Origin of the sequence: Xanthomonas sp. WCS2018Noco2-27 (assembly GCF_031843525.1) — a bacterium.
Classification (GTDB): Bacteria; Pseudomonadota; Gammaproteobacteria; order Xanthomonadales; family Xanthomonadaceae; genus Xanthomonas.
The window spans coordinates 184359-205524 of the sequence record NZ_JAVTIK010000006.1; the positions used below are offsets into that span (position 1 = coordinate 184359).

18 protein-coding genes are annotated in these 21166 nt (G+C 64.6%); 10 read left to right on the forward strand and 8 right to left on the reverse strand.

Features of this window, described 5'->3' with window-relative positions; genetic code table 11:
- Positions 1-25 precede the first annotated feature (25 nt).
- Complete coding sequence (locus RQH86_RS12530) at positions 26-412, forward strand: MerC family mercury resistance protein (protein ID WP_115552644.1); 387 nt, start codon at positions 26-28, stop codon at positions 410-412.
- 288 nt (positions 413-700) lie between these two features.
- On the opposite strand, the gene RQH86_RS12535 is transcribed toward RQH86_RS12530, so the two are convergent.
- Positions 701-2419 (reverse strand): ExeM/NucH family extracellular endonuclease, encoded by a 1719-nt coding sequence (locus tag RQH86_RS12535; RefSeq protein ID WP_311239441.1) that lies wholly within the window; start codon positions 2417-2419, stop codon positions 701-703.
- 283 nt (positions 2420-2702) lie between these two features.
- Complete coding sequence (locus RQH86_RS12540) at positions 2703-3221, reverse strand: c-type cytochrome (RefSeq protein WP_055853623.1); 519 nt, start codon at positions 3219-3221, stop codon at positions 2703-2705.
- A gap of 281 nt (positions 3222-3502) precedes the next feature.
- On the opposite strand from RQH86_RS12540, the gene RQH86_RS12545 reads away from it, so the two are divergent.
- Genes RQH86_RS12545 through RQH86_RS12560 form a run of 4 tightly spaced genes read left to right on the forward strand, consistent with a single transcriptional unit; the run spans position 3503 to position 6444 of the window.
- Positions 3503-4147: a DUF4198 domain-containing protein gene (locus tag RQH86_RS12545; protein ID WP_115552642.1), complete on the forward strand. Its 645-nt coding sequence runs from the start codon at positions 3503-3505 to the stop codon at positions 4145-4147.
- 37 nt (positions 4148-4184) lie between these two features.
- Positions 4185-4496 carry a DUF3649 domain-containing protein gene (locus RQH86_RS12550; protein ID WP_115552641.1) on the forward strand — a complete coding sequence of 104 codons (312 nt, stop codon included), beginning with the start codon at positions 4185-4187 and terminating at the stop codon, positions 4494-4496.
- Complete coding sequence (locus tag RQH86_RS12555; protein WP_311239442.1) at positions 4493-6112, forward strand: PepSY-associated TM helix domain-containing protein; 1620 nt, start codon at positions 4493-4495, stop codon at positions 6110-6112. Before RQH86_RS12550 ends, RQH86_RS12555 begins: the two co-directional genes overlap by 4 nt.
- Entirely contained in the window at positions 6109-6444 is a 336-nt protein-coding gene (locus RQH86_RS12560; RefSeq protein WP_311239443.1) for a DUF3325 domain-containing protein, read from the forward strand. The genes RQH86_RS12555 and RQH86_RS12560 overlap by 4 nt, the downstream gene beginning before the upstream one ends.
- 216 nt (positions 6445-6660) lie before the next feature.
- Here RQH86_RS12560 and RQH86_RS12565 read toward each other — a convergent pair whose 3' ends face one another.
- From RQH86_RS12565 to RQH86_RS12575, 3 genes are all read right to left on the reverse strand, one after another.
- Positions 6661-7188 carry an RES family NAD+ phosphorylase gene (locus RQH86_RS12565; RefSeq protein ID WP_311239444.1) on the reverse strand — a complete coding sequence of 176 codons (528 nt, stop codon included), beginning with the start codon at positions 7186-7188 and terminating at the stop codon, positions 6661-6663.
- Entirely contained in the window at positions 7185-7559 is a 375-nt protein-coding gene (locus tag RQH86_RS12570; RefSeq protein WP_055853635.1) for a hypothetical protein, read from the reverse strand. The genes RQH86_RS12565 and RQH86_RS12570 overlap by 4 nt, the downstream gene beginning before the upstream one ends.
- Before the next feature lie 87 nt (positions 7560-7646).
- On the reverse strand, positions 7647-8264 hold the full coding sequence (locus RQH86_RS12575; protein ID WP_082473618.1) for a TetR/AcrR family transcriptional regulator: 618 nt from the start codon (positions 8262-8264) through the stop codon (positions 7647-7649).
- 129 nt (positions 8265-8393) lie between these two features.
- On the opposite strand from RQH86_RS12575, the gene RQH86_RS12580 reads away from it, so the two are divergent.
- From RQH86_RS12580 to RQH86_RS12595, 4 genes are all read left to right on the forward strand, one after another.
- Entirely contained in the window at positions 8394-9557 is a 1164-nt protein-coding gene (locus RQH86_RS12580; RefSeq protein WP_115515010.1) for an isovaleryl-CoA dehydrogenase, read from the forward strand.
- Positions 9558-9567: 10 nt separating this feature from the next.
- Complete coding sequence (locus RQH86_RS12585) at positions 9568-11178, forward strand: carboxyl transferase domain-containing protein (RefSeq protein WP_311239445.1); 1611 nt, start codon at positions 9568-9570, stop codon at positions 11176-11178.
- Positions 11179-11403: 225 nt separating this feature from the next.
- Positions 11404-13431 (forward strand): acetyl/propionyl/methylcrotonyl-CoA carboxylase subunit alpha, encoded by a 2028-nt coding sequence (locus RQH86_RS12590; RefSeq protein ID WP_311239446.1) that lies wholly within the window; start codon positions 11404-11406, stop codon positions 13429-13431.
- A 103-nt stretch (positions 13432-13534) separates the two neighbouring features.
- Entirely contained in the window at positions 13535-15622 is a 2088-nt protein-coding gene (locus RQH86_RS12595) for a S9 family peptidase (protein WP_311239447.1), read from the forward strand.
- 241 nt (positions 15623-15863) lie between these two features.
- Here the strand turns inward: RQH86_RS12595 and RQH86_RS12600 are convergent, their stop codons facing one another.
- Positions 15864-17126, reverse strand: a complete 1263-nt coding sequence (locus RQH86_RS12600; protein WP_311239448.1) for a putative peptide maturation dehydrogenase — start codon at positions 17124-17126, stop codon at positions 15864-15866.
- Here RQH86_RS12600 and RQH86_RS12605 point away from each other — a divergent pair.
- Entirely contained in the window at positions 17125-17436 is a 312-nt protein-coding gene (locus RQH86_RS12605; RefSeq protein ID WP_115526751.1) for an NHLP-related RiPP peptide, read from the forward strand. The two genes, RQH86_RS12600 and RQH86_RS12605, sit on opposite strands and share 2 nt — an antisense overlap.
- A gap of 27 nt (positions 17437-17463) precedes the next feature.
- Here RQH86_RS12605 and RQH86_RS12610 read toward each other — a convergent pair whose 3' ends face one another.
- Together RQH86_RS12610 and RQH86_RS12615 are read right to left on the reverse strand one after the other, a co-directional pair.
- Positions 17464-19956, reverse strand: a complete 2493-nt coding sequence (locus tag RQH86_RS12610) for a putative peptide modification system cyclase (RefSeq protein WP_311239449.1) — start codon at positions 19954-19956, stop codon at positions 17464-17466.
- Between the two features lie 3 nt (positions 19957-19959).
- The gene (locus tag RQH86_RS12615; protein ID WP_115526749.1) at positions 19960-21027 is read right to left on the reverse strand and encodes a GGDEF domain-containing protein; all 1068 of its coding nucleotides are present in this window, start codon (positions 21025-21027) and stop codon (positions 19960-19962) included.
- Positions 21028-21166: the final 139 nt, after the last annotated feature.

Sequence of the window (21166 nt, forward strand, 5' to 3'; positions counted from 1 at the left end):
ACACTTACTCAACGAGACCGCGTCCATGCGTGCAACCGCTTCGTTACTGGATACCTCGGCCATCGCCTTGTCCGGCCTGTGTCTGCTGCATTGCCTGGCACTGCCCCTGCTGGCCGTTGCGCTGCCACTGCTGGGTGCGTGGAGCCGGGCCGAATGGGTGCACGTCGTGTTTGCCGCTGCGGCGGTGCCGCTGAGCGGTTTCGCGCTGTGGAGCACGCATCGACGCCACGCGCTACCGGCGCCGGTGTGGGCGTTGGCGGGCCTGGGACTGGCCGGCCTGGCATTGGGCGCCAGCGGCATTGCAGGCGGCCCTCTGGAAACACCCATCACGGTCACAGGCAGCTTGCTCCTGGCCAGCGCGCATCTGCTCAATCTGCGGCTGCGCCGCAGCGCTGGGCAGTGTGAGAGCTAGACCTGCTGCAGCCCGGCCCGGCCTAGACGGCGTTGTGGACGATGACGTTCAAGGCGCGAGCGGGTGGTGCAATCACAGGCGCTGATGGCCGTTTTGGCGGAGACTCGCCGCTGCAATCGCTGCACTGGCTATCGGCACGATGGCGTTGCCGACGTCACTGCTGCACGCGCGCCTGACCTGAGGCATCGGCGACAACATGCCTTCGTGATATGGCAACACGGCGACGTATATAGCTGGTCGCTGCATCCGCGCACCAGCACCGCCGCGACCACCGTGCCTCGGCGTCACCTACAACGAAAAGCCCAACAACACCGGGTCGTGATCGGAGCTGCGCCACGGGCCGGGCAGGTTGCGCTTGGCGTAGCCGGCGTCGTCCATCGCATCGGCATTGACGTGCCATTCCACTGCGCCGCGCAGTTGCTTGGCCATCGCCGGGCTGAGCAGCGCATGGTCCAGGCGCCCGCTCATGCCGTCGTAGACGTAGCTGTAGGGCTGCTTCACCCCAGCCACCGCAAAGGCATCCTGCCAGCCACTAGCGCGCAGGCTGCGCATCGGCGTTTCCATCGCGTAGGCGTTGAAGTCGCCCAGCAGCACAGCCAGCTTGGTCTGCGCGCCGGTGGGGTCGGTCTGCAACCATTGGTGCAGACGCTTGGCCGATTCGGTGCGCGTGGCATTCCAGCACGCTTGGCCGTCCTGCTGGTCGGCATCGGCGCCGCTGGCGTTGCCGCAACCCTTGGACTTGAAGTGGTTGGCGACCACTACGAAGGTGGCGCCGCGGCTGCTGCGGAAAGCCTGCGCCAACGGCACGCGGCTGTGGTTGTCGAACGGCCCGCCGGTCAGCATGGCCGGCTTGCCTACCGGAGTGACCTGCGAGCTGCGATAGAGCAAGCCGACCCGGATCGCGTCCTCGCCCGGGCCGCTGGCGGTATCGACGAACTGCCAGTCCTTGTCCTTGCCGGCGGCGTTGAGCGCGGCCACCAGCTGCGCGACGGCCGCATCGGCGCCGTTGCCGTCGTTTTCCAGCTCCATCAGCGCAGCCACGTCGGCCTGCAACGGCAGGATGGTGGCAACCAGCTTGGTCAGCTGGGCCTGGAATTGCTCGTGCGTGCGCGCGCCGCGCTTGGTCGGGAAACCGCCGCCGCGGCCATTGCCGTTGAAGAAGTTCTCCAGATTGAACGAGGCAATACGCAGATCGCCGCCGACCTGCGGCGCCACCGCCGTCGGCATGGCTGGCAGCGTGAGCGGAGTCAGCACCTGGATGCGGTACTGGCCGTCATAGCGCTGGTCGACGATGCCGTCGACCGACCTGAGCAGGCTACCGCTGCGCAGCACCGCCTCGGGTTGCAGATACGACACCGTCTTGGGGCTGCGTCCATTGCGCGCATCGTCCAGCAGCACGCGGCGGCGCGCGTTCTCGGTTTCGACCTGGGCAAAGGCCGGGGTGCCAGCGGCGGCCACTTCGCTCGGCTGCCACAGCCGCCCACCGAATGCGGCGACCAGCTCGCCGTAGGTGTCCAGACGGTCGCTACCGTTGAGCGTCAGCGCGGCGATGCGCACGTGCTCGCCTTCCAGCGCTTCCCAGTTGGCCGGCGGCCCGCTGAGCATGCGCACCGGCACCGGCTGGCCGCTGGCGAGCCGTTCGATGCTGCTGGCATCCACCGACGTCAGACTCGCCGCGCCGCCTGCCGACACCTCGCGCACCGTGCCGATGATGCGGACGCGATCGCCCACCGCCACCTCGGCATTGCCTGCACCGGTGACGAACAGGCCATGCGAGCGCCGCGGCTCGAAGCCGGGCTGCTGCACGAACAGGCCGGCCAGCCCGGCACGCGTATCGGCAGTGACGATGCCTTCCACGTCGACCACACGGCCGTCGTAGGGGCTGCGGGTGTCCTCGCCCTGCACGTCGGCAATCGACAGACGCTGCGGCGCGCTGTCGGCCGCGCTGCACAGCAGCGGCGCCAGCAAACCGATCACACCGAGCACAAGCAGCGGGCAACGCGACATCGAAACACTCCAGAAAATGGGTCAAACGCAAACGCCGCCCGGAAGGCGGCGCGTGAGGACGGGGGCGCAGGAGCAGGCTAACAAACCGCTGGGAAGTACCGCCAGATCCTGCGTCGACAGCTGCATGGCGGACCGGCGGCACCGGGTGTGCACGTCGTCACGTTGGCAGACCCGTGCACTGAAGCGCGCACCGACCCGGCGAGCGAGCTCATCAGACGCACCCGCCGCAGACCCACCGCCAGAGTAGACGCGGGCCTGTCGACGTCGACGACGCCGCAAAAGGTTATTTCAGATTGCCCAGCATCCAGTCGACCGTGGCGCGCACCTGTTCTTCGGTCAACCCCGGGTTGCCACCCTTGGGCGGCATGATGCCGCCGTCCGGGCCGGTGTAGCCCTCGATCGCGTGCTTGTACAAGGTGTCCTTGCCCTGGGCGATACGCGCGTCCCAATGCGAGTGGTCCAGCGTCGGCGCCTTGCCCACGCCGGTGGTGTGGCAAGCGGTGCACAGGTTGTCGAAGATGGTCTTGCCGTCGGTGGTCCCACCGTAGGCGGACTGCGAGGACGCCTTGGCCAGCGCTGCCGCCTGGGCCGCAGCCTGTGCGGCTGCACCGGTGGTGCCGGCATAGACCGCGCCGGCCGGTGCGATGCGCTGCTGCACGCGCTTGACGGCCGTCGGCGACACCTCATCGGGGATGGCACGCTGCAAATAGGCTGCCAGGGCGATCAGGCCCAGGGTGATGACTACAAGTAATCCGATCACCATCGAGAATTTTTTCAGGAACTCGAGGTCGTAATTCCGCACGCGCTCACCCCTGGCTGTTGGTCGAAGACCTCTGCTAACGCCGGAGTATAGAGCACAGTTCATGCCCGTCTGACCAGCGTGCATGACAGTTTTTGCCGCGATGTGCGCTGCGCCCTGACCGGCTGTAGCCCCTGTGCACGGACACGCTCGCGCCCGCCGACAAATTGCCGCAGTGCCGCATGGCATGTTGGTCTCTGCGAAGGGAATTGCGTATCATTCCCATCAACCCACGGTGACGCGCCTGCTGCCTCGCCCGGTCCCGTCAACGAGGAGTCGCCGCGATGAAGTCCTTCCTGCTGTCCTGCCTGGCCTTGGCCAGCATCAGTCTGTCCGCCCAGGCCCACGAAATCTGGATCGAACGCGATGGCAGCGGCCCGGTACGCATCTTCTTCGGCGAGCCAGCGCAGGAAACCCTCGACCACGGCCAGGACGAGATCAAGCGCGTGGTAAAGCCGAGCGTGTTCGGTACCGCCGGCAAGGCCGGCGCCCTGACGCGTGGCGACGACTTCCTGACCGCGCCGCTCTCCGGTGCCGGCGATGCGTGGCTGAGCGATGACAGCGTGTTCGAGCCTTGGAAGGGCGAAGCCGGCGGGTTCGAGACGGTGAGCTATTACGCCCGTGCCGGGCGCAGCACGCCAGCGGCCAAGCTCGATCTGGAGCTGGTGCCCACCACCGCCAACGGCAGCACGCTCACCGTGCTCTATCGCAACAAGCCGCTGCCCAAGGCCGAGGTCACCGTGATCGACCCGCAGAAGTGGCAAAAGACGCTCACCTCCGACGACAAGGGCCAGGTCACCCTGCCCAAACTGCGCGCCGGTCGCCACATTCTGGTGGTGAACAACAAGGAGCCGGTGACGCGTGAGATCGCCGGCAAGCAGGTGTCGATGGTGCATCACATCAGCACCCTGACCTTCGTCGCCGAATAAGCATCGCTTTAGCTCAGCCACGTCTGTCGCCCGCCTGATGTCCAGTGCATCGCCCCTGTCGCTTCCGTGGTTCCGGCGCCCGTGGCTGGGCGTGCTTGCGCGCACGCTGGCGGCGATCTTCGGCGGCTACGCGCTGGCCAGCGCGACCAATCTCTTGCTTGCACTGGTCTTGCCGTTGCCGCGTAGCGAAGCGGTCTTGACCAGCATGCTGGTGGGCATCGTGGTGTGCGCATGCGCGCCGCTGTGGGCGTTCGCCACCGCCAGCGTGTGGCGTGCCTGGGCGGGCATTACTGTGCCGGCGGCACTGATGTTTGCGCTGGCCAGCTGGCTGCAACGGGGTATGGCATGAAGCAGGGATTCCGCCAGTCGATGGCCTGGCTGCACACCTGGACCGGGCTGCTGGTCGGCTGGGTATTGCTGCTGATCTTCATGGGCGGCACGGCCAGTTATTACCGCGACGAAATCAGCCGCTGGATGCGCCCGGAGCTGCCCACCACCACGGTGAGCACAGAGATCGCACTGCGCAGCGCCGAACGCTATCTGCAAACGCATGCAGCCGATGCGCTGAGCTGGAACATCACCTTGCCGGAGACGCGCAACCCGGTGGTGAGCATGTACTGGCAAAATCCTGCGCCCGCCGACGGCAAACCGGCAAGCCGCCGGCAACTGTATGGCAATGCCATCATCGACCCGGCCACCGGCAAGGAGATCGCCGCGCGCGACACGCTGGGCGGCGAATTCTTCTACCGGCTGCATTTCGATCTGCATTATCTGCCGGTGCTGTGGGCGCGCTATATCGTGGGGTTCTGCGCGATGTTCATGCTGGTGGCGATCATCAGCGGCGTGATCACGCACAAGAAGATCTTCAAGGACTTCTTTACCTTCCGCCCGGGCAAAGGCCTGCGGTCGTGGCTGGATTTCCACAACGTCAGTGCGGTGACCGCGTTGCCTTACCACGCGATGATCACCTATACCGGCATCGTGACCTTGATGTTCATGTACCTGCCGTGGGGCATCAAGGCACGCTACGCCGACGACGAGATGCGCTTCTACGACGAGTCGGCCAACCGCGTAGCAGACACGCGGCAAGCGGCCGGTACGCGGGCGCCGATGCTGCCGTTGGAGCAGTTTGTGGCACGTGCGCGCCGCGATCTGCGCGATGGCGACATCGGCAACGTAGCGGTTTCGCTGCCCAACGATGCGCATGCCGCCATTGGCGTGAGCCAGTTGGCAGCCAAGCTGTCCACCACCGCGCCGTCCATGCTGTACGACGCAGTCAGCGGCGAGCGCCTGCAACGCAGTAGCGCGCCCGGCGGCGCGAGCGAAACACGCGGCGTGATGGTCGGCCTGCATATCGCGCACTTCGCCGGCCCTTGGTTACGCGTGCTGTTTTTCAGTTCCGGATTGCTGGGCTGTTTGATGGTGGCCAGCGGCGTGGTGATGTGGGCGGTGAAAGAACGGCCCAAGCATCTGAAAGCCGGCCGCATCGGGTTTGGATTGCGCCTGGTGGATGCACTCAATATCGGCACGGTGGCCGGCTTGCCGATCGCCTTTGCCAGTTTCTTCTGGGCCAACCGGCTGTTGCCGGTGACGCTGGAATCGCGCGCGGCGATGGAAGCGAACCTGTTCTTCGCCGCCTGGGGCACTGCGTTGCTGGCCGCGTTCGTGTGGCCGCGTCGCGCGATGTGGAGTTGGCAGCTGTATCTAGGCGCCGCCTTGTTCGCGCTGGTGCCGCTCGTCAACGCACTGACCACCGACGTGCATCTGGGCGTCACGCTGCCGGCCGGGCAATGGGCGTTGGCCGGTGTCGATCTGGTGTGCCTGGGCCTGGGCGTGTGCCTGGGCATTGCCGGCTGGCGCCTGCAGCACTGGAAGGCGCCGCAATCGGCAGCCGCGCGCCGTGCACGCGCCGCCACGACTGCGACAGCGGTGCAAAACAACGTCCCTGTGCAGGAAGGCGCATGAGCGTGCTGCTGTTGCTGGCGCTGAATTTTTCCGGATTCGCCGCGCTGTGTCTGGCAATGGAAAAACATCAGCACGAGGTCCGTGGCCGCAGTCTCGGCACTGCCCGCACCCGGCAACTGCGCATCGTCGGCTGGTTGCTGCTGTCGCTCACCTTCGGCATCGCCGTCCATGCACAAGGCTGGGGTATCGGGCCGGTGTTATGGCTGGGGACAGTGACCGCTGCAGCGGCACTGTTATCGCTATGGCTGCTGCCGTACCGGCGTGGACTGATCCTGCCGGCCGCGATGGCCGCCCCGGTGCTGGCCGGCATGGCGCAGCTGCTGGCCGGTTGAACCCGGTCGCGCTGTTTTCGCGGCGGCAGTGCCCTGGGTTGCAACGGTTTCTGGTGTGCTGCGATTTCCGCTGCTTTCGCGCACACGGCGTTGCTGGGCGCGTAGACGGATCAGGCGATCTTCGGGACATTGGTCACGCGCGTTTTCGTCGCATCGCGGCCGCCATGACGTCCCGTGCGTTCGATGCAGGATCCGCAACTGCCGCGCGTCTGGCCGCTACACCACTGTCGGCGGGTCGCCCCAACTGCGGCCATCGCGCGGCAGGCGTCCATCGTCGAGCACGCGCAGCACCTGATCGGGCTGCAGCATGTCCAGGAACACCGCCACGTTGACGCCATTGGGCGCGGCCATGCTGGGGAAGATCACGCCGGGAATCAGCGCCTCGCGCAGCATGTCGCCAAGCACCCAGCTGACCGGCTCGACCTTGTTGACCAGAGCTTTGCGCCAGTCGTCGGTCCAGTCGGCCCATAGCGCGTCCCAGCTTGCGTCGAGCAAGCGCAGATCGGCCAGCGCAGGCAACGCGGCCGCATAACTGACCAGCGTAAACGGCGGCAGGAACGGCGCCGCCTGCGCATATTCGGCAGCAGCGGTGTCCAGTTCCATGGCCAGATACAGCGCCGGCTGACCGAAGCGGTTGAAGCGGCCACCCGATCGCGCTGCACCTGCGCCGCTCAGCGGTTCGGCGGCCCAGCGCGGAGTGAAGGCGCGATACAGCGTGCAGTGCGCCGGGGCGCTCAGCCTCAACCTGCGGCCCCGGCGGCGACGGTGCGCAGATACGTCAGCGCGTCGTCGGTGCGGCCCTGCTTGACCACTTCCAGCAGCGTGGCGAATTCGAACGCAGGAATCGGCGTGTTTTTGAGATGGAACACCAGTTGGCGCTCGTCCGGCTGGATCTGCGCCATCGCCACCAACAGGCGCGACAGGTTGCGCAGCAGATCCTGCACACGCGGACTCTCCGGGTGCACGCGCAGACTGTTGCGATGCACGCCGGCAAGCTCGGCCAGCTCCTGCTGCGACAACTCCAGCAGGCCCGCCATGGCCGACGGCGAGAGGATGGTGCGATCGGGCGCGCGCAGCCGCTCGGTCAGGGACAGCGGATTGAGGACGGCGACCATGGCATGTGCTTCGATACGGAGTGCGCACAGTATATGCACAGTAATCCGCCTCCATCCAGCACAGCCAGATGCATGGTCAGTGCATCCTCAGGCGGGCGCGGCTGCGCCCACGGCGCGCAGGCAGAAGCCGCAGATCGCCTCCACCAAGTGCTCACCCTGCTGCGGGTCGCCCCGGCTGGGGGCAATCGGCCCGACCAGAGCTTCGGTAAAGGCGCCGACGATGCAGGCCGCGGCCGCATCCAGCGACTGCTCGGGGAACTCTCCGGCCGCCACGCCTTCGGCCAGCAACTGACGAAACACCTCGCCAAACAGGCGACGGCCACGGATACGTTCGGCATCCACCTCGCTTTCCACCGGCTCGGCGATGAAGGCGTAGGCGAGCGCCGGGCCGGCCAGCGCTCGCCGCACAAAGGTGGCGATGGCGCTACGCAGGCGCTCAGCCGCGCTGGCATCGGTGGTGGCGATGGCGCGCAGGATGGCCATCTCGCGCTGCACCGCCGCGTCGAGAACTTCGACGAAAAGCTCGGCCTTGGAGGGGAAATGCCGATAAATCTGCCCGGTCGAGACCCCGGCGGCGGCGGCGACTGCAGTGATCGGGGCATTGCGATAGCCGCCTTCGGCGATCAGGGCGCGGGCCGCGTGCAGGATGCGTTCGCGATTGCCGGCCAGGCGTTCTTCCATCAGGGCGGAGCGTCGATAAGCCATGGTGTGATTCTGGGTTCAATAGTTGAATTTTAGTTCACTTTTTTGTCGCGGACCGCTAGGCTGCCCCACATACGCCGTGCGGCCCGCCCGCTCCCACCCGGCACGTCCCGATCCTTGTGGAGTCGCTCCATGCATGTGCCGTCCTTGAACTTCGAGCTTGGCGAAGAGATCGATCTGCTGCGCGAAAGCGTCGCGGCGTTCGCCAGCCACCATATCGCCCCGCTCGCCGCCGCGGCCGATCACGACAATGTGTTTCCGTCGCAGCTGTGGCGCCTGTTTGGCGAACAGGGCCTGCTCGGGCTCACCGTGGAAGAAGAATACGGCGGCAGCGGCATGGGCTACCTGGCGCATGTGGTGGCGATGGAAGAAATCTCGCGCGCCGGCGGCGCCATCGGCTTGTCCTACGGCGCGCATTCCAACCTGTGCCTCAACCAGCTGCGCAAGAACGCCAGTCAAGAACAGAAGCAACGCTATCTGCCCAAACTCTGCACCGGCGAACACGTGGGCGCGCTGGCGATGAGCGAGGCCGGCTCCGGCTCGGACGTGGTGTCGATGAAGCTGCGCGCCGACGCGCGCGGCGACCGCTTCGTGCTCAACGGCAGCAAGATGTGGATCACCAACGGCCCCGATGCCGACGTGCTGGTGGTGTACGCCAAGACCGACCCGGATGCCGGCGCACGCGGCATCACCGCGTTCATCGTCGAAAAGGGCATGCCCGGGTTTTCGACCGCGCAAAAACTCGACAAGTTGGGCATGCGTGGCTCCAACACCTGCGAGTTGGTGTTCACCGACTGCGAGGTGCCCGCCGAAAACGTGCTGGGCACGCTCAACGGTGGCGTGCGCGTGCTGATGTCCGGGCTGGATTTCGAACGCGTGGTGCTGGCCGGTGGCCCGCTTGGATTGATGGCCGCGGCGATGGATGTGGTGTTTCCGTATGTGCATGAGCGCAAGCAGTTCGGCGAGCCGATCGGTACCTTCCAGTTGATGCAGGCCAAGCTGGCCGACATGTACGTAGGGCTCAATGCCTGCCGCGCGTATGTGTATGCGGTGGCGCGCGCCTGCGATGCGGGGCGCACCACGCGCCAGGATGCAGCCGGGGCGATCTTGTACGCTGCCGAAAAGGCGACCTGGCTCACCGGCCAGGCGATCCAGGTGCTGGGCGGCAACGGCTACATCAACGACTACCCCACCGGGCGCTTGTGGCGCGATGCGAAGTTGTACGAGATTGGCGCGGGCACCTCGGAGATCCGCCGTATGTTGATCGGCCGCGAGCTGTTCGAACGCACCGCCTGACGGAGCCACCATGAGCGTGATCACCAGCAAGCTGCAGATCAGCAGCGACAGCTTTCAGGCCAATGCCGCTGCGATGCGCGTCGTGGTGGATGACTTACGCCGCACCTTGGCGCACACAGCGCTCGGCGGCAGCGAGGCCGCGCGTGAAAAGCACGTCGCACGCGGCAAGCTGCTGGTGCGCGCACGCATCGACGCGCTGCTCGACCCCGGCAGCGCCCTGCTGGAAATCGCGCCGTTGGCGGCGCATGGTCTGTACGACGATCAGGTGCCGTGCGCGGGCGTGGTGGCCGGCATTGGCCGCGTGTCCGGCGTGGAATGCGTGATCGTGGCCAACGATGCCACCGTCAAGGGCGGCACGTATTATCCGATGACGGTGAAAAAGCATCTGCGCGCGCAGGAAATCGCGCAACAGAACCGCCTGCCGTGCATCTATCTGGTCGATTCCGGCGGCGCATTCTTGCCACTGCAGGATGAAGTCTTCCCGGATCGCGATCACTTCGGGCGCATCTTCTACAACCAGGCCAACCTGTCGGCGCAGGGCATCCCGCAGATCGCTTGCGTGATGGGGTCGTGCACCGCCGGCGGTGCCTATGTGCCTGCAATGAGCGATGAAACGGTAATCGTGCGCGAACAGGGCACGATCTTTCTCGGCGGCCCGCCGTTGGTCAAAGCCGCCACCGGCGAAGAAGTCAGCGCTGAAGAGTTGGGCGGCGCCGATGTGCACACGCGCATCTCCGGGGTGGCCGATCATTTTGCCGACAACGATCTGCAGGCGCTGGCACGCGTGCGCGCGATCATTGCGCAGCTCAACTGGCGCAAGCCGGCTGCATCGTTGGCGCTGCAGGCGCCGTTGCCGCCGCGGCATGCCGCCGACGAACTGTATGGGGTGATCCCTGCCGATACGCGCAAACCGTTCGATGTGCGCGAAGTGATCGCGCGCATCGTCGATGATTCGCAACTTGACGAGTTCAAGCCGCGCTATGGCAGCACCCTGGTCACCGGCTTTGCGCATCTGCACGGCTACCCGGTGGGCATCATCGCCAACAACGGCATCCTGTTTTCCGAGTCTGCGCTGAAGGGCGCACACTTCATCGAGTTGTGCACGCAGCGCGGCATTCCGCTGGTATTCCTGCAAAACATCACCGGCTTCATGGTGGGACGCAAATACGAACATGGCGGCATCGCCAAAGACGGCGCCAAGCTGGTGATGGCGGTGGCCTGCGCCAAGGTGCCCAAGTTCACCGTGGTGATCGGCGGCTCGTTCGGTGCCGGCAATTACGGCATGTGCGGCCGCGCATATTCGCCCAATTTCCTGTGGATGTGGCCGAACGCGCGCATTGGCGTGATGGGTGGCGAGCAGGCCGCCAGCGTCTTGGCCACGGTGCGCCGCGACGGCATCGAAGCCAAGGGCGGCGCGTGGTCGGGCGACGACGAAGACGCCTTCAAGGCGCCGATCCGCGCGCAGTTCGAGCAGCAGGGCCATCCGTACTACGCCAGCGCACGGCTGTGGGACGACGGCATCATCGATCCGGCCGATACACGCCGTGTGCTGGGCCTGGGCTTGTCGGCGGCGTTGAATGCGCCGATCGAGCCAACGCGTTTTGGCGTATTTCGCATGTAAGCGGCAGCGTGTGCTGGCAGGCACTGCAGGTGTTGCCGGCTGCGCGCTGCGGTTGCTCCATCGACAGACAGGTAGCGTGTTTGACCAGATGTCAGCGTCACCCGTCCGTCTCTAACGCATGCATCGCACCTGCTGTCTTCGCACAACGACACATCCGCGCTTTTAATCGCAAGACTTTAATCGCACGACCGCCGGCCACGCTGGCGATGTGCAGAGACCGACCCGATGACACAGCACGACTCCATTGCCACGGCACCGCAGCGGCCGTTCGACAAGATCCTGATCGCCAATCGCGGCGAGATCGCGTGCCGGATCATGGCGACCTGCCGCAAGCTCGGCATTGCCACGGTGGCGGTGTATTCGGATGCCGACCGCGATGCGCGGCATGTGCGTCTGGCCGACGAAGCGATCCATCTCGGCCCGGCACCGGCGCAACAGAGCTATCTGCGCGGCGATGCGATTATCGATGCTGCACGCGTCAGCGGCGCCCAGGCGATTCATCCCGGTTACGGATTCCTCTCTGAAAACGCGGCGTTTGCAGACGCCTGCGCGCAGGCCGGCATTGTGTTTATCGGCCCGCCTGCAAGCGCGATCCGCGCGATGGGCGACAAGAGCGCAGCCAAGGCGTTGATGGAACGTGCGGGCGTGCCGTTGACGCCGGGCTATCACGGCGACGAACAGGCCCCTGCGTTTTTGCGTGCGCAAGCCGATGCCATCGGCTACCCGGTGTTGATCAAGGCCAGCGCCGGCGGTGGCGGCAAGGGCATGCGGCGGGTCGATACCAGCGCCGCGTTCGACGAGGCATTGGCCAGCTGCCAGCGCGAGGCGCAATCGGCGTTCGGCAATGCGCACGTGCTGGTGGAGAAATATGTCGAGCGTCCGCGGCATATCGAGATCCAGGTGTTCGGCGATACGCATGGCGAGGTGGTGTATCTGTTCGAACGCGATTGCTCGGTGCAGCGCCGGCACCAGAAGGTGCTGGAAGAAGCGCCCGCACCCGGCATGACCGAACAACGCCGCGCGGCGATGGGCAAGGCAGCCGTGGATGCGGCGCGCGCGGTGGGATACGTCGGCGCAGGCACGGTGGAATTCATCGCCGGGCCGGATGGCGATTTTTATTTCATGGAAATGAATACCCGGCTGCAGGTAGAGCACCCGGTGACCGAGTTGATCACCGGCACCGATCTGGTCGAATGGCAACTGCGCGTGGCCGCAGGCGGGCCACTACCGCAACGCCAGGATGCGCTGCGTATCCACGGGCATGCACTGGAAGCGCGTCTGTATGCCGAAGATGCCGACCGCGGTTTTCTGCCTTCGACCGGCACCTTGCGCCAGCTGCAGTTGCCTGCCACCAGCGCACATGTGCGCATCGATGCAGGCGTGGAGCAAGGCGACACCATCAGCCCGTATTACGACCCGATGATCGCCAAACTCATCGTCTGGGATATCGACCGCCCCGCCGCACTGGCACGCATGCGCGAGGCGCTGGCGCAGGTGCATGCGGTGGGCGTCACGACCAACAGCGCCTTCCTTGCGCGGCTGGTCGGCACCCACGCATTTGCGACTGCCGATCTGGATACCGCGCTGATCGAACGCGAACATGCAGCGCTGTTTGCCGATACGGTGGTCCCGGACACCGCCTGGTGGTGTCTGGCGGCGGTGTTGATGACACACGCGTTGCCCAAGGCGACGCCGGACCCGGCCGACCCCTTTTCGCCGTGGCAGGACAGCGATGGCTGGCGCATCGGTGCGCATGCAGCGCACACCGTGCGATTGGAAGCCGCTGGCGAGCATCGCGAACTGGGCGTGCGTCGCCTCGCCGATGCCTGGCAGGTCACGCACGCAGGCACCACACACACCCTGCGCTACCACCCACACGACAACGCACTGCGCGTGGAATTGGATGGTCGCCAGTGGCGTGCGCACGCCTTGCGTGATGGCACCGCGCTGATCGTCAGTGATTCCACCCAACGCGCGATCTTCCATCACCACGACGCGTTGCTGGAGGCGGACCAGCCAGCGCACGATACCGGCGGACTCACTGCACCGATGCCCGGCCGCATCGTGGCGTTGGTCGCGACAGTGGGGCAACCGGTCACTCGCGGGCAGGCGTTGGTCGTGCTGGAGGCGATGAAGATGGAACACACCCTGCACGCCCCCAGCGACGGCACGGTACAGGCGTATCTGGTGGCCGAAGGCGATCTGGTTGCCGATGCCGCCTTGTTGGTGGAATTCGTGTCCGCGAAAACGTAGACCCGCCCGGCAGGGTGACCAACGGCACGTCCGCGCGCATCGGTCCTGGTCGTAGCGTGGCAGTATCGGCTGGATTGGCCGCGACCCCCAACCGGAGACTTTCATGCAACGCCTGCTTCTCGTTTCCAGCATGCTGCTGGCCTTGTCCGCCTGCAGCGACAAGACCGCACCGGCCGACAGCACTGCGGCAACCCCGACGCCGACTGCCGCGCCTGCACCGGCGGCGCCGCCGGAACTGATCACCCGCGACGCGCTGTTCGGCAATCCCGAGCGGGCGAACGTCAGCATCAGTCCGGACGGCAAGTACCTGAGTTGGGTGGCCCCGCTGGACGGCGTGCTCAACGTCTGGGTCGCGCCGGTGGATGCACCGGATCAGGCACGCGCGATCACCAAGGACACCGCACGCGGCATCCGCAGCTATTTCTGGACCCATCACACCGACACCTTGTTGTACCTGCGCGATAACGGCGGCGACGAGGATTTCCATCTGTTCTCGGTCAACCTGAGCGATGGCAGCAGCAAGGACCTCACCCCGTTCCAGAAAACCAATGCCGAGGTGGTCAGGATCAGCGCACACCACCCGGAGTCGATCATGGTCGGCATGAACGACCGCGACGCCAAGTGGCACGACCTGTATCGGGTCGATCTGGCATCGGGTAAACGCACCCTGGTGCAGAAGAACACCGACAGCCTGGGCACCTATCTGCTCGACGGCGACTACCAGCTGCGCTATGCCACCCGTGCCACCGACGATGCCGGCAGTGAGTTGCTGGTGCCCGATGGCAAGGCGTGGAAGAGCGTGGACCGCATTCCGTTCGAGGATGTCACCAACACCTCGCCGCAAGGACTGACCGACGACGGCAAGACGCTGTACATGCAGGATTCGCGCAGCCGCGATACCGCTGCGCTGTATGCCATCGACACCGCCAGCAATGCACGCACGCTGCTGTTCGAAAACCCGAAGGTCGACGTCGGCAAGACCTTGAGCGACCCCAAGACCGGCGTGGTACAGGCGGTCTCCACCGATTATCTACGCGAAGAATGGAAGGCGCTGGATACCGGGATCGCTGCCGACCTGCAGAAACTCAAGTCGCTCGGCGCCGGCGATGCCGAGGTCTCCGCACGCACGCTCGATGACCGCACCTGGATCGTGGCCTACTCGGCTGCGGAAACGCCGACCACGTACTACCGCTACGATCGCGCCGACGGCGGCAAGCTGAGCAAACTGTTCTCCGCCCGCCCCGCACTCGACGGCAAGCCGCTGGTGCCGATGTGGCCGCAGGCACTGACCGCGCGCGATGGCCTCACCCTGGTCAGCTACCTCACGCTCCCCGCCGAGGCCGACGCCAACCACGACGGCAAGGCCGACAAGCCGGTGCCGTTGGTGCTGTTCGTGCATGGCGGCCCGTGGGCGCGCGACAGCTATGGCTACGGCCCTTACGAACAATGGCTGGCCAATCGCGGCTACGCGGTGCTGTCGGTGAATTTCCGCGGCTCTACCGGCTTCGGCAAGGCCTTCACCAATGCCGGTAACGGCGAGTGGGCCGCAAAGATGCACGACGATCTGCTCGATGCGGTGCAGTGGGCGGTCAAGCAGGGCGTCACCAAGCCCGACCAGGTCGCCATCATGGGCGGCAGCTACGGTGGATACGCCACGCTGGTAGGCATGACCTTCACGCCGGACGCATTCAAGTGCGGCGTGGACATCGTCGGGCCGGCCAACCTCAATACGCTGCTCGGCACCGTGCCACCGTACTGGGCCAGCCTCTACAAGCAACTGACCAAGCGCATGGGCGACCCCGCCACCGAAGCCGGCAAGCAATGGTTGACCGAACGCTCACCGCTGACCCATGTCGACAAGATCAGCAAGCCGTTGCTGATTGGCCAGGGCGCCAACGACCCACGCGTCAAGCAGGCCGAAAGCGACCAGATCGTCAACGCGATGAAGGCCAAGAACATCCCGGTGACCTACGTGCTGTTCCCCGACGAAGGCCACGGCTTCAGGCGCCCGGAAAACAGCAAGGCCTTCAACGCGGTGACCGAAGGGTTCCTGAGCCAATGCCTGGGCGGCCGCGCGCAACCGATCGGCGCGGACTTCGAAGGCTCCAGCCTCACCGTCCCGGAAGGTGCCGACAAAGTCACCGGCCTGAGCGATGCGCTGAAGACGCATACGCAGGCGATTCGGAAGTAGGCATCCGGTGGTGCAGCCAGAGTCGGCTGAACGTATCTGCGGATACTGATCGCATTGCGCTCGGCGGCTATCCACCGAGCGCAATGCGGAGTGCGGCACATCGACCGAACGCCATCACTCCATAACAGATGCCGTGATCCCACGATGGGGCCACCCGCGCAGTCCGCGGGATGGCCCACCGTTTTCGGCATCGACATATACGCGCGCTTGGCATGACGGCGGCGCCCAACGCAGCAGCCGATCACGCAAGAATTGTCGGCGAGGTCGACGCCCAGACTTCGTTGTTGGGATCAAGCTCCATGGTTTGCATGCTATCGCCGCGCACACCGAAGCCGCACAGCGCCACAACACCTTCCATGATCGGCTCCAGGCCGAGCAATGCTTCGATCTGGACTTCATTGATCGCGCAGGTGACGAATGCACCCAAGCCCACATCTGTGGCTGCCATGTACAGCGTTTGCGAAAAATGGCCTGCTTCCAGCGCAAGCGCGCGATACGCCTTTGCATGCATGCGGTACTTCCAGAAATTGCGGTAGTAACGCGGACAGAGCGCCACGATCACCTGCGCATTGGCGAACCAGTCCTGCCCTGCCAGTAGAGTCAGCGCGACATCCTGCAGATTGTCCACCTCCACACCAAGCGGCTCCAGGGCATGATCGACGGGAAGATAATGGTAAATCCCATCCGCGATACCCGACACGTTGCGGATCAATAGATACGCGTCCAACGGATGCAGGCCGCCACCCGACGGACTTGAGCGCTTGAGAAACACGGTTTCCGGATCGGCCTCCAGCACTGCATTTGCAGCGAAGGTTCGCTCGATGATCCGCGCAAACACCGCAGCATCCATGTGCGCATCGGTTTCGAAATTTCTGCAGGTGGTACGACGTCGGAGCACTGTGTCCAGGTAGCCGTGGTCATGGGCGCGTGCGAGGCAGATTGCATCGGTCGTTCCCCGTCGCACCTGCTCGGGCGGCGGCGGGCCGAAGGTCCGCAGCAATGCGCTTGCAGTGTCCGCGCCTGCGTCCTTGGCTGCCTGCGCTGAGTCGACATCATTCCAACGGGTAAAGGCGTGATAGGTCGCTGCGAGTGGATGCCACTGGCTGTGGCGCTGTACGGTATCGCGCTGTTGTGCCGGATGCGTCTGTTCGCTGTCTTCTAGTAGCAGACCCTTGTCTAACAGCGATCGCACAACAGATGGGTCTTTAATGGTCGTGGCGTCTTGCCAGTTGCTCGGACTCACCCGGCCCAACACAAGCGCCTCCGTTTCGGTCAGCACACACTCCGCATCCAGATGCGGCGCAAGCGCCACCCAGCGTAATGCACGCGAGGTACCGGCACCTCCTGCGCACAAATCGACAAGATCAATCGCAACAGACTCTCTGGGCTCGAGATAGACAACCGCACAACGCCTTACCCGCATGTTCTTGAACTCATCTTTAGATTGATCTTCTAGCGGTCTGGACTTAGATTTCTTGAAGACCTCCCTACCATTGAAGAGCATGAACGAGAACGAGAAAGGCCCTGCCCCGCTACAACCGGACACCGCGCACAGGCTGCTGGATCTTCTGGCAACCGATGATGGATTCCGCGATCTGTTCAAGAACGACCCGAAGGCCGCACTGGTGCAGGTCGGCCACCCCCCCGAGGATGCAGCACTGCTCGCCGCTCAACTCAAGGTAGAAACCCTGGCCGACAAGGCTTCCATCGCACAGGCACGCGACGACATCCACGTCAGCCTGACGTCGTCGGTCAATATGCAGCCGATTCGACTCAATGTTCCCTCGGGATCGACGCCCCAGCTCAAGAAGTAATCGTGCTGCGGCAAATGACATCCTGGTTCATTTGCCGCCAGCCTTCATGGCATCGAAGACATTCATCGGCTGCTGGCACCACCCACAGCCGCCGAACTCGGCATAAGCGCGCCCATGTGCGTTTTTCAGCCACCTGGATTCGTTTGCCGCAGAACGTTGATCGTTCAAAGACGTGTACGCCTCTTTCAGGACGACGTGATACTGGTACGCCTCAGTACCATCCAGACGCGGCTTGAGCAGCTGGACGGCCTCGCTGGCGCGCCCCTCAAGGAGCGCCGTCCGTGCCTGCAGTAGCAAGACCAGCTCGGCCACAGAGGGCATCTTGGCCAGCTCCGGCTTGGCCATGAGGGTCTGCAAGACCGCCTTGGCCGTTGCCGCGTGCCCCAGGCGTTGCCCTAACAATGCCAAGGAAGCGGCGACCACGGCATTGGAGCGCTGGCTGAAACCATCCGCGCTTGTTGAGATGCTCGCCAACGCCTCAGGAACCGTCGCCTTGATCGTCGCCAGGACCTCGGCATGCTGTCCCTGCGCATATTGGGCTGCGGCCATGGCGACGACCGATTGGCGATAGCGTGTCGACGTGTGCTCTATCCCGTTGGAAAGACGCTGTATTTCTGGAAGCGCCTTGTCGCTGCGCCCTTCATCGATATAGATGGAGACCTGATCGAAATAGGCGACATCCAGGCGTTTCTCGTCCGGCCAGATGGCATGCGCAGCCGGAAAATCTCCCATCACCGCCAGGGTGATCGCTTCCCAGACCGCAGCCGATGCCAGACCTGACGCTCTTGCCGAGCGAAATGCTGCCAGTGCTTCCTTCTTTTTCCCCAACGCCAACTGCATCCGACCGAGAAGCTCTAATGCCAACGGATCATATTCGTAGCGCGACGATGCCGCACTCTTGGCATAGACAAGCGCCTCACTGTAGCGATTGCGCGCCTCCAGCGCGTACGCCGTATTTTCGGCCGCAGCGAAATCATCCGGATACAGATTGGCCATCTGCATCCATTTCTCGTATGCGTTTATTGGATCCTTGATCTGTGCGTACCACGCGTCCAGGTAGACCTGCTCGCGCGGAGGAAGCTTTTCTCGGAAGCTGAGGGCTTTTTCCAGATAAGGCAATCCAAGGAGTGGCTCTTCCAAGTAATAATTACAGCGCGCGACGCCGACATTGGCCAGTGCAAATGTCGGATCAAGCTCCACGGCCCTCATGTAATAGTCGCGTGCACGCCGATAATGCCCGGTGCCAAATTCGCGCTGCGCCAGGGCGTACGCGTTCAATGCATCCATGTTTGCAGTGGACACGCGCGGCAACGGTGCAGAATTCACCTTGATCGACGCTAGCGTTTCGCCAAGTCCTGCGCGCAGATTGGAGCTGACTGCGTCAATGGAAGACAGCAGGGAGCGCTGGCCGCGGCCCTCCGAGTGATACATGTAGATCGTCGCCTGCGTGACAGGATCGATCACTTCGACGGTGACCCGGAGGTTTCCGCCGACATCCGCCACGCTGGGCAATATCAGGGCTTTGGCGCCCGAGCGCAGGGCGATTTGCGCACCCAATGCACGATCGATCTTGGCACGATCACTCTGCTTCATCAGTTCCAGCATGTCGTGCGCGCGTTTCTCGGACACGAGGTTGACGTGCTTGGACTGCTGGAGACTGAGCCGTAACGCCTGCTGCAACGGGTCATCCAGCACGGCGCTGTCGGTGAGGTTGTGCAGGTCGCCGACCACCACCCAATCGCGTTCGGCAAAAGCGATGGCAGGCTCCGGACGACCGATGACCCACAAGATGCCGGCGGTCAGCACGATCAATGCGACCTCCGTCGCCAACGCCGCCGGCCGGCGCCACAACGGCACATCGCGCCACGCCTTGGCGGAGTTTTTCGGGGTGCGCAGCGGGGTCAGGCCGACTTCGCCGACCTCGTAGATTTCCATCGGCGTGGGCACGCCTTTGAAGCGCCAGCGTCCGTGGGATTTCCACAGGATGCGCTCGACCCGCTCGCCCAGTTCGCGCGCGGCGCGGTGCGTCAGCGATTCGGCCACGGCCGAGATCAGGATCTGCCCAGGCCGCGCCATCGACATCAGGCGTGCGGCGGTCGGTTTGGCCAGGCCTTCGACTTCCAGCGGTTTGGCACCGATGCTCACCGCCTCGTCGCTGTTGCGCCAGGTCAGCACTTCGCCGACATGCAGGCCTTGACGCGCACACAAAATGAGCGCGTGGGCATCGCTCATCGCCTTGAGCCCACGCGCGTAATCCAGCGCAAAGCCCAACCCGTCGATCGGGCGGTCGAACAACAGCAGCAAGCCGTCGGAGCGGTCGATCAGGCGGCCGCGCCACTGCTGCTGCAGCTTGACCACCAACCGATCGTGTTCGCGAAACAGCGCGGCGGCGGCGTTGTCGCCGATGCGTTCGACCAGTGCGGTCGAATCGCACAGATCGGTGAGCAACAGGGTTCGCAGACGGGGCGCCTGCATCGCCTCCGACGACGCGTCCTTGCGTGCGTGGGTGCGGGCGCTCATGCCTTAGCGATGCCCCGGTGCATGCGTGGTACCGGATGGCAGCGGCGCAAGCGCTTCGTGCATGGCCAACACATTGCCGCCCTGGCGCTTGGCTTCGTACAGCGCGCTGTCGGCGAGCGTGTACCAGTCGTTCCAGGCCGCATCGGCATCGATCATGCACAGGCCGACGCTCACCGAGCAGCCCTGCTCGCTCTGGCCGTTGCACAGGCGCGCCTCCACCGCGCGCACGATGCACTCGCCAATGTGGTGCACCAGTTCCGGGGTGCCTTGTGCAACCAGCACGCAGAATTCGTCGCCGCCGAGACGGCAGGCAAGGTCACCTTCGGCGATGACCGAACGCAACGCATGCGCCACGTTCTGCAACACGCGGTCGCCGGCAAGATGACCGAACTCGTCGTTGATGCGCTTGAAGCGGTCGCAGTCGATCAGGATCAGGCCGACGCCCGGCACGTTGCCGGCACGTCGGCATTCCTGCAGATACAGCGCCAGACCGCGCCGGTTGTGCAACCCGGTCAGCTCGTCGGTACGGCTGAGTTCTTCGGTGTGGTTGAGCTGATGCGAGGTGACGTAGAGATTATCCAGCGCCGCTTCCAGATCGTGGTTGCGACGGCGCAGCTGGCGGATCAGCAACTGCTCGTTGTTGACCACGCGCACGATGGAGCGGCGCAGGAAATGCGCGACCATCGAAGGGTCGTGGTCGACCAGGCGCTGAAAATCGTCGTGCGCCAGTTCGATCAGGCGGCTGTCCATGGATGCGCTGGCACCGGCACTGCGCGCATGATCGCCGATCAGCAGCCCGAGTTCGCCAAAAAATTCGCCCGGGCCCAGATGCTTGAGCATCAGATCCTCGCCGAAATCCAGGTCGATCTGGCCACTCACCACGATGAACATCTGCGTGCCGATCGCACCGCGCTCGAACAGCGCCTGGCCTGCCGCAAGCTCACGGGTACGGCCGAAACGGGCGAAAAACGCCAGTTCGTCAGCGGTCATCAACGCATGCAGCCCGTCCGAGAGCGTCTTGGCGACGCTGCCCGTCGGCTCGACTGCGCCTGCGGTGTTGTGGCAAGTCATCCTGTTTCCTTAGGCCGGCCTGCAACGTTAGCCCATGGACAAATCCTACAGGACCCCCTTGTTCAGCACCAGATCACACTTGTTCTCATTACAAAAGAGACGAATTGTCGGGTACCGCTTTAAAAAAAAGGGCCCGGTT

Excerpts from the sequence above, each read along its gene's own strand:
- RQH86_RS12560 (WP_311239443.1), top strand. The coding sequence starts at position 6,109 with ATGAGCGTGCTGCTGTTGCTGGCGCTGAATTTTTCCGGATTCGCCGCG.
- RQH86_RS12575 (WP_082473618.1), bottom strand. The coding sequence starts at position 8,264 with ATGGCTTATCGACGCTCCGCCCTGATGGAAGAACGCCTGGCCGGCAAT.
- RQH86_RS12615 (WP_115526749.1), bottom strand. The coding sequence starts at position 21,027 with ATGACTTGCCACAACACCGCAGGCGCAGTCGAGCCGACGGGCAGCGTC.
- RQH86_RS12530 (WP_115552644.1), top strand. The coding sequence starts at position 26 with ATGCGTGCAACCGCTTCGTTACTGGATACCTCGGCCATCGCCTTGTCC.
- RQH86_RS12555 (WP_311239442.1), top strand. The coding sequence starts at position 4,493 with ATGAAGCAGGGATTCCGCCAGTCGATGGCCTGGCTGCACACCTGGACC.
- RQH86_RS12550 (WP_115552641.1), top strand. The coding sequence starts at position 4,185 with ATGTCCAGTGCATCGCCCCTGTCGCTTCCGTGGTTCCGGCGCCCGTGG.
- RQH86_RS12535 (WP_311239441.1), bottom strand. The coding sequence starts at position 2,419 with ATGTCGCGTTGCCCGCTGCTTGTGCTCGGTGTGATCGGTTTGCTGGCG.
- RQH86_RS12545 (WP_115552642.1), top strand. The coding sequence starts at position 3,503 with ATGAAGTCCTTCCTGCTGTCCTGCCTGGCCTTGGCCAGCATCAGTCTG.
- RQH86_RS12595 (WP_311239447.1), top strand. The coding sequence starts at position 13,535 with ATGCAACGCCTGCTTCTCGTTTCCAGCATGCTGCTGGCCTTGTCCGCC.
- RQH86_RS12585 (WP_311239445.1), top strand. The coding sequence starts at position 9,568 with ATGAGCGTGATCACCAGCAAGCTGCAGATCAGCAGCGACAGCTTTCAG.
- RQH86_RS12600 (WP_311239448.1), bottom strand. The coding sequence starts at position 17,126 with ATGCTCTTCAATGGTAGGGAGGTCTTCAAGAAATCTAAGTCCAGACCG.
- RQH86_RS12610 (WP_311239449.1), bottom strand. The coding sequence starts at position 19,956 with ATGAGCGCCCGCACCCACGCACGCAAGGACGCGTCGTCGGAGGCGATG.
- RQH86_RS12590 (WP_311239446.1), top strand. The coding sequence starts at position 11,404 with ATGACACAGCACGACTCCATTGCCACGGCACCGCAGCGGCCGTTCGAC.
- RQH86_RS12605 (WP_115526751.1), top strand. The coding sequence starts at position 17,125 with ATGAACGAGAACGAGAAAGGCCCTGCCCCGCTACAACCGGACACCGCG.
- RQH86_RS12580 (WP_115515010.1), top strand. The coding sequence starts at position 8,394 with ATGCATGTGCCGTCCTTGAACTTCGAGCTTGGCGAAGAGATCGATCTG.
- RQH86_RS12570 (WP_055853635.1), bottom strand. The coding sequence starts at position 7,559 with ATGGTCGCCGTCCTCAATCCGCTGTCCCTGACCGAGCGGCTGCGCGCG.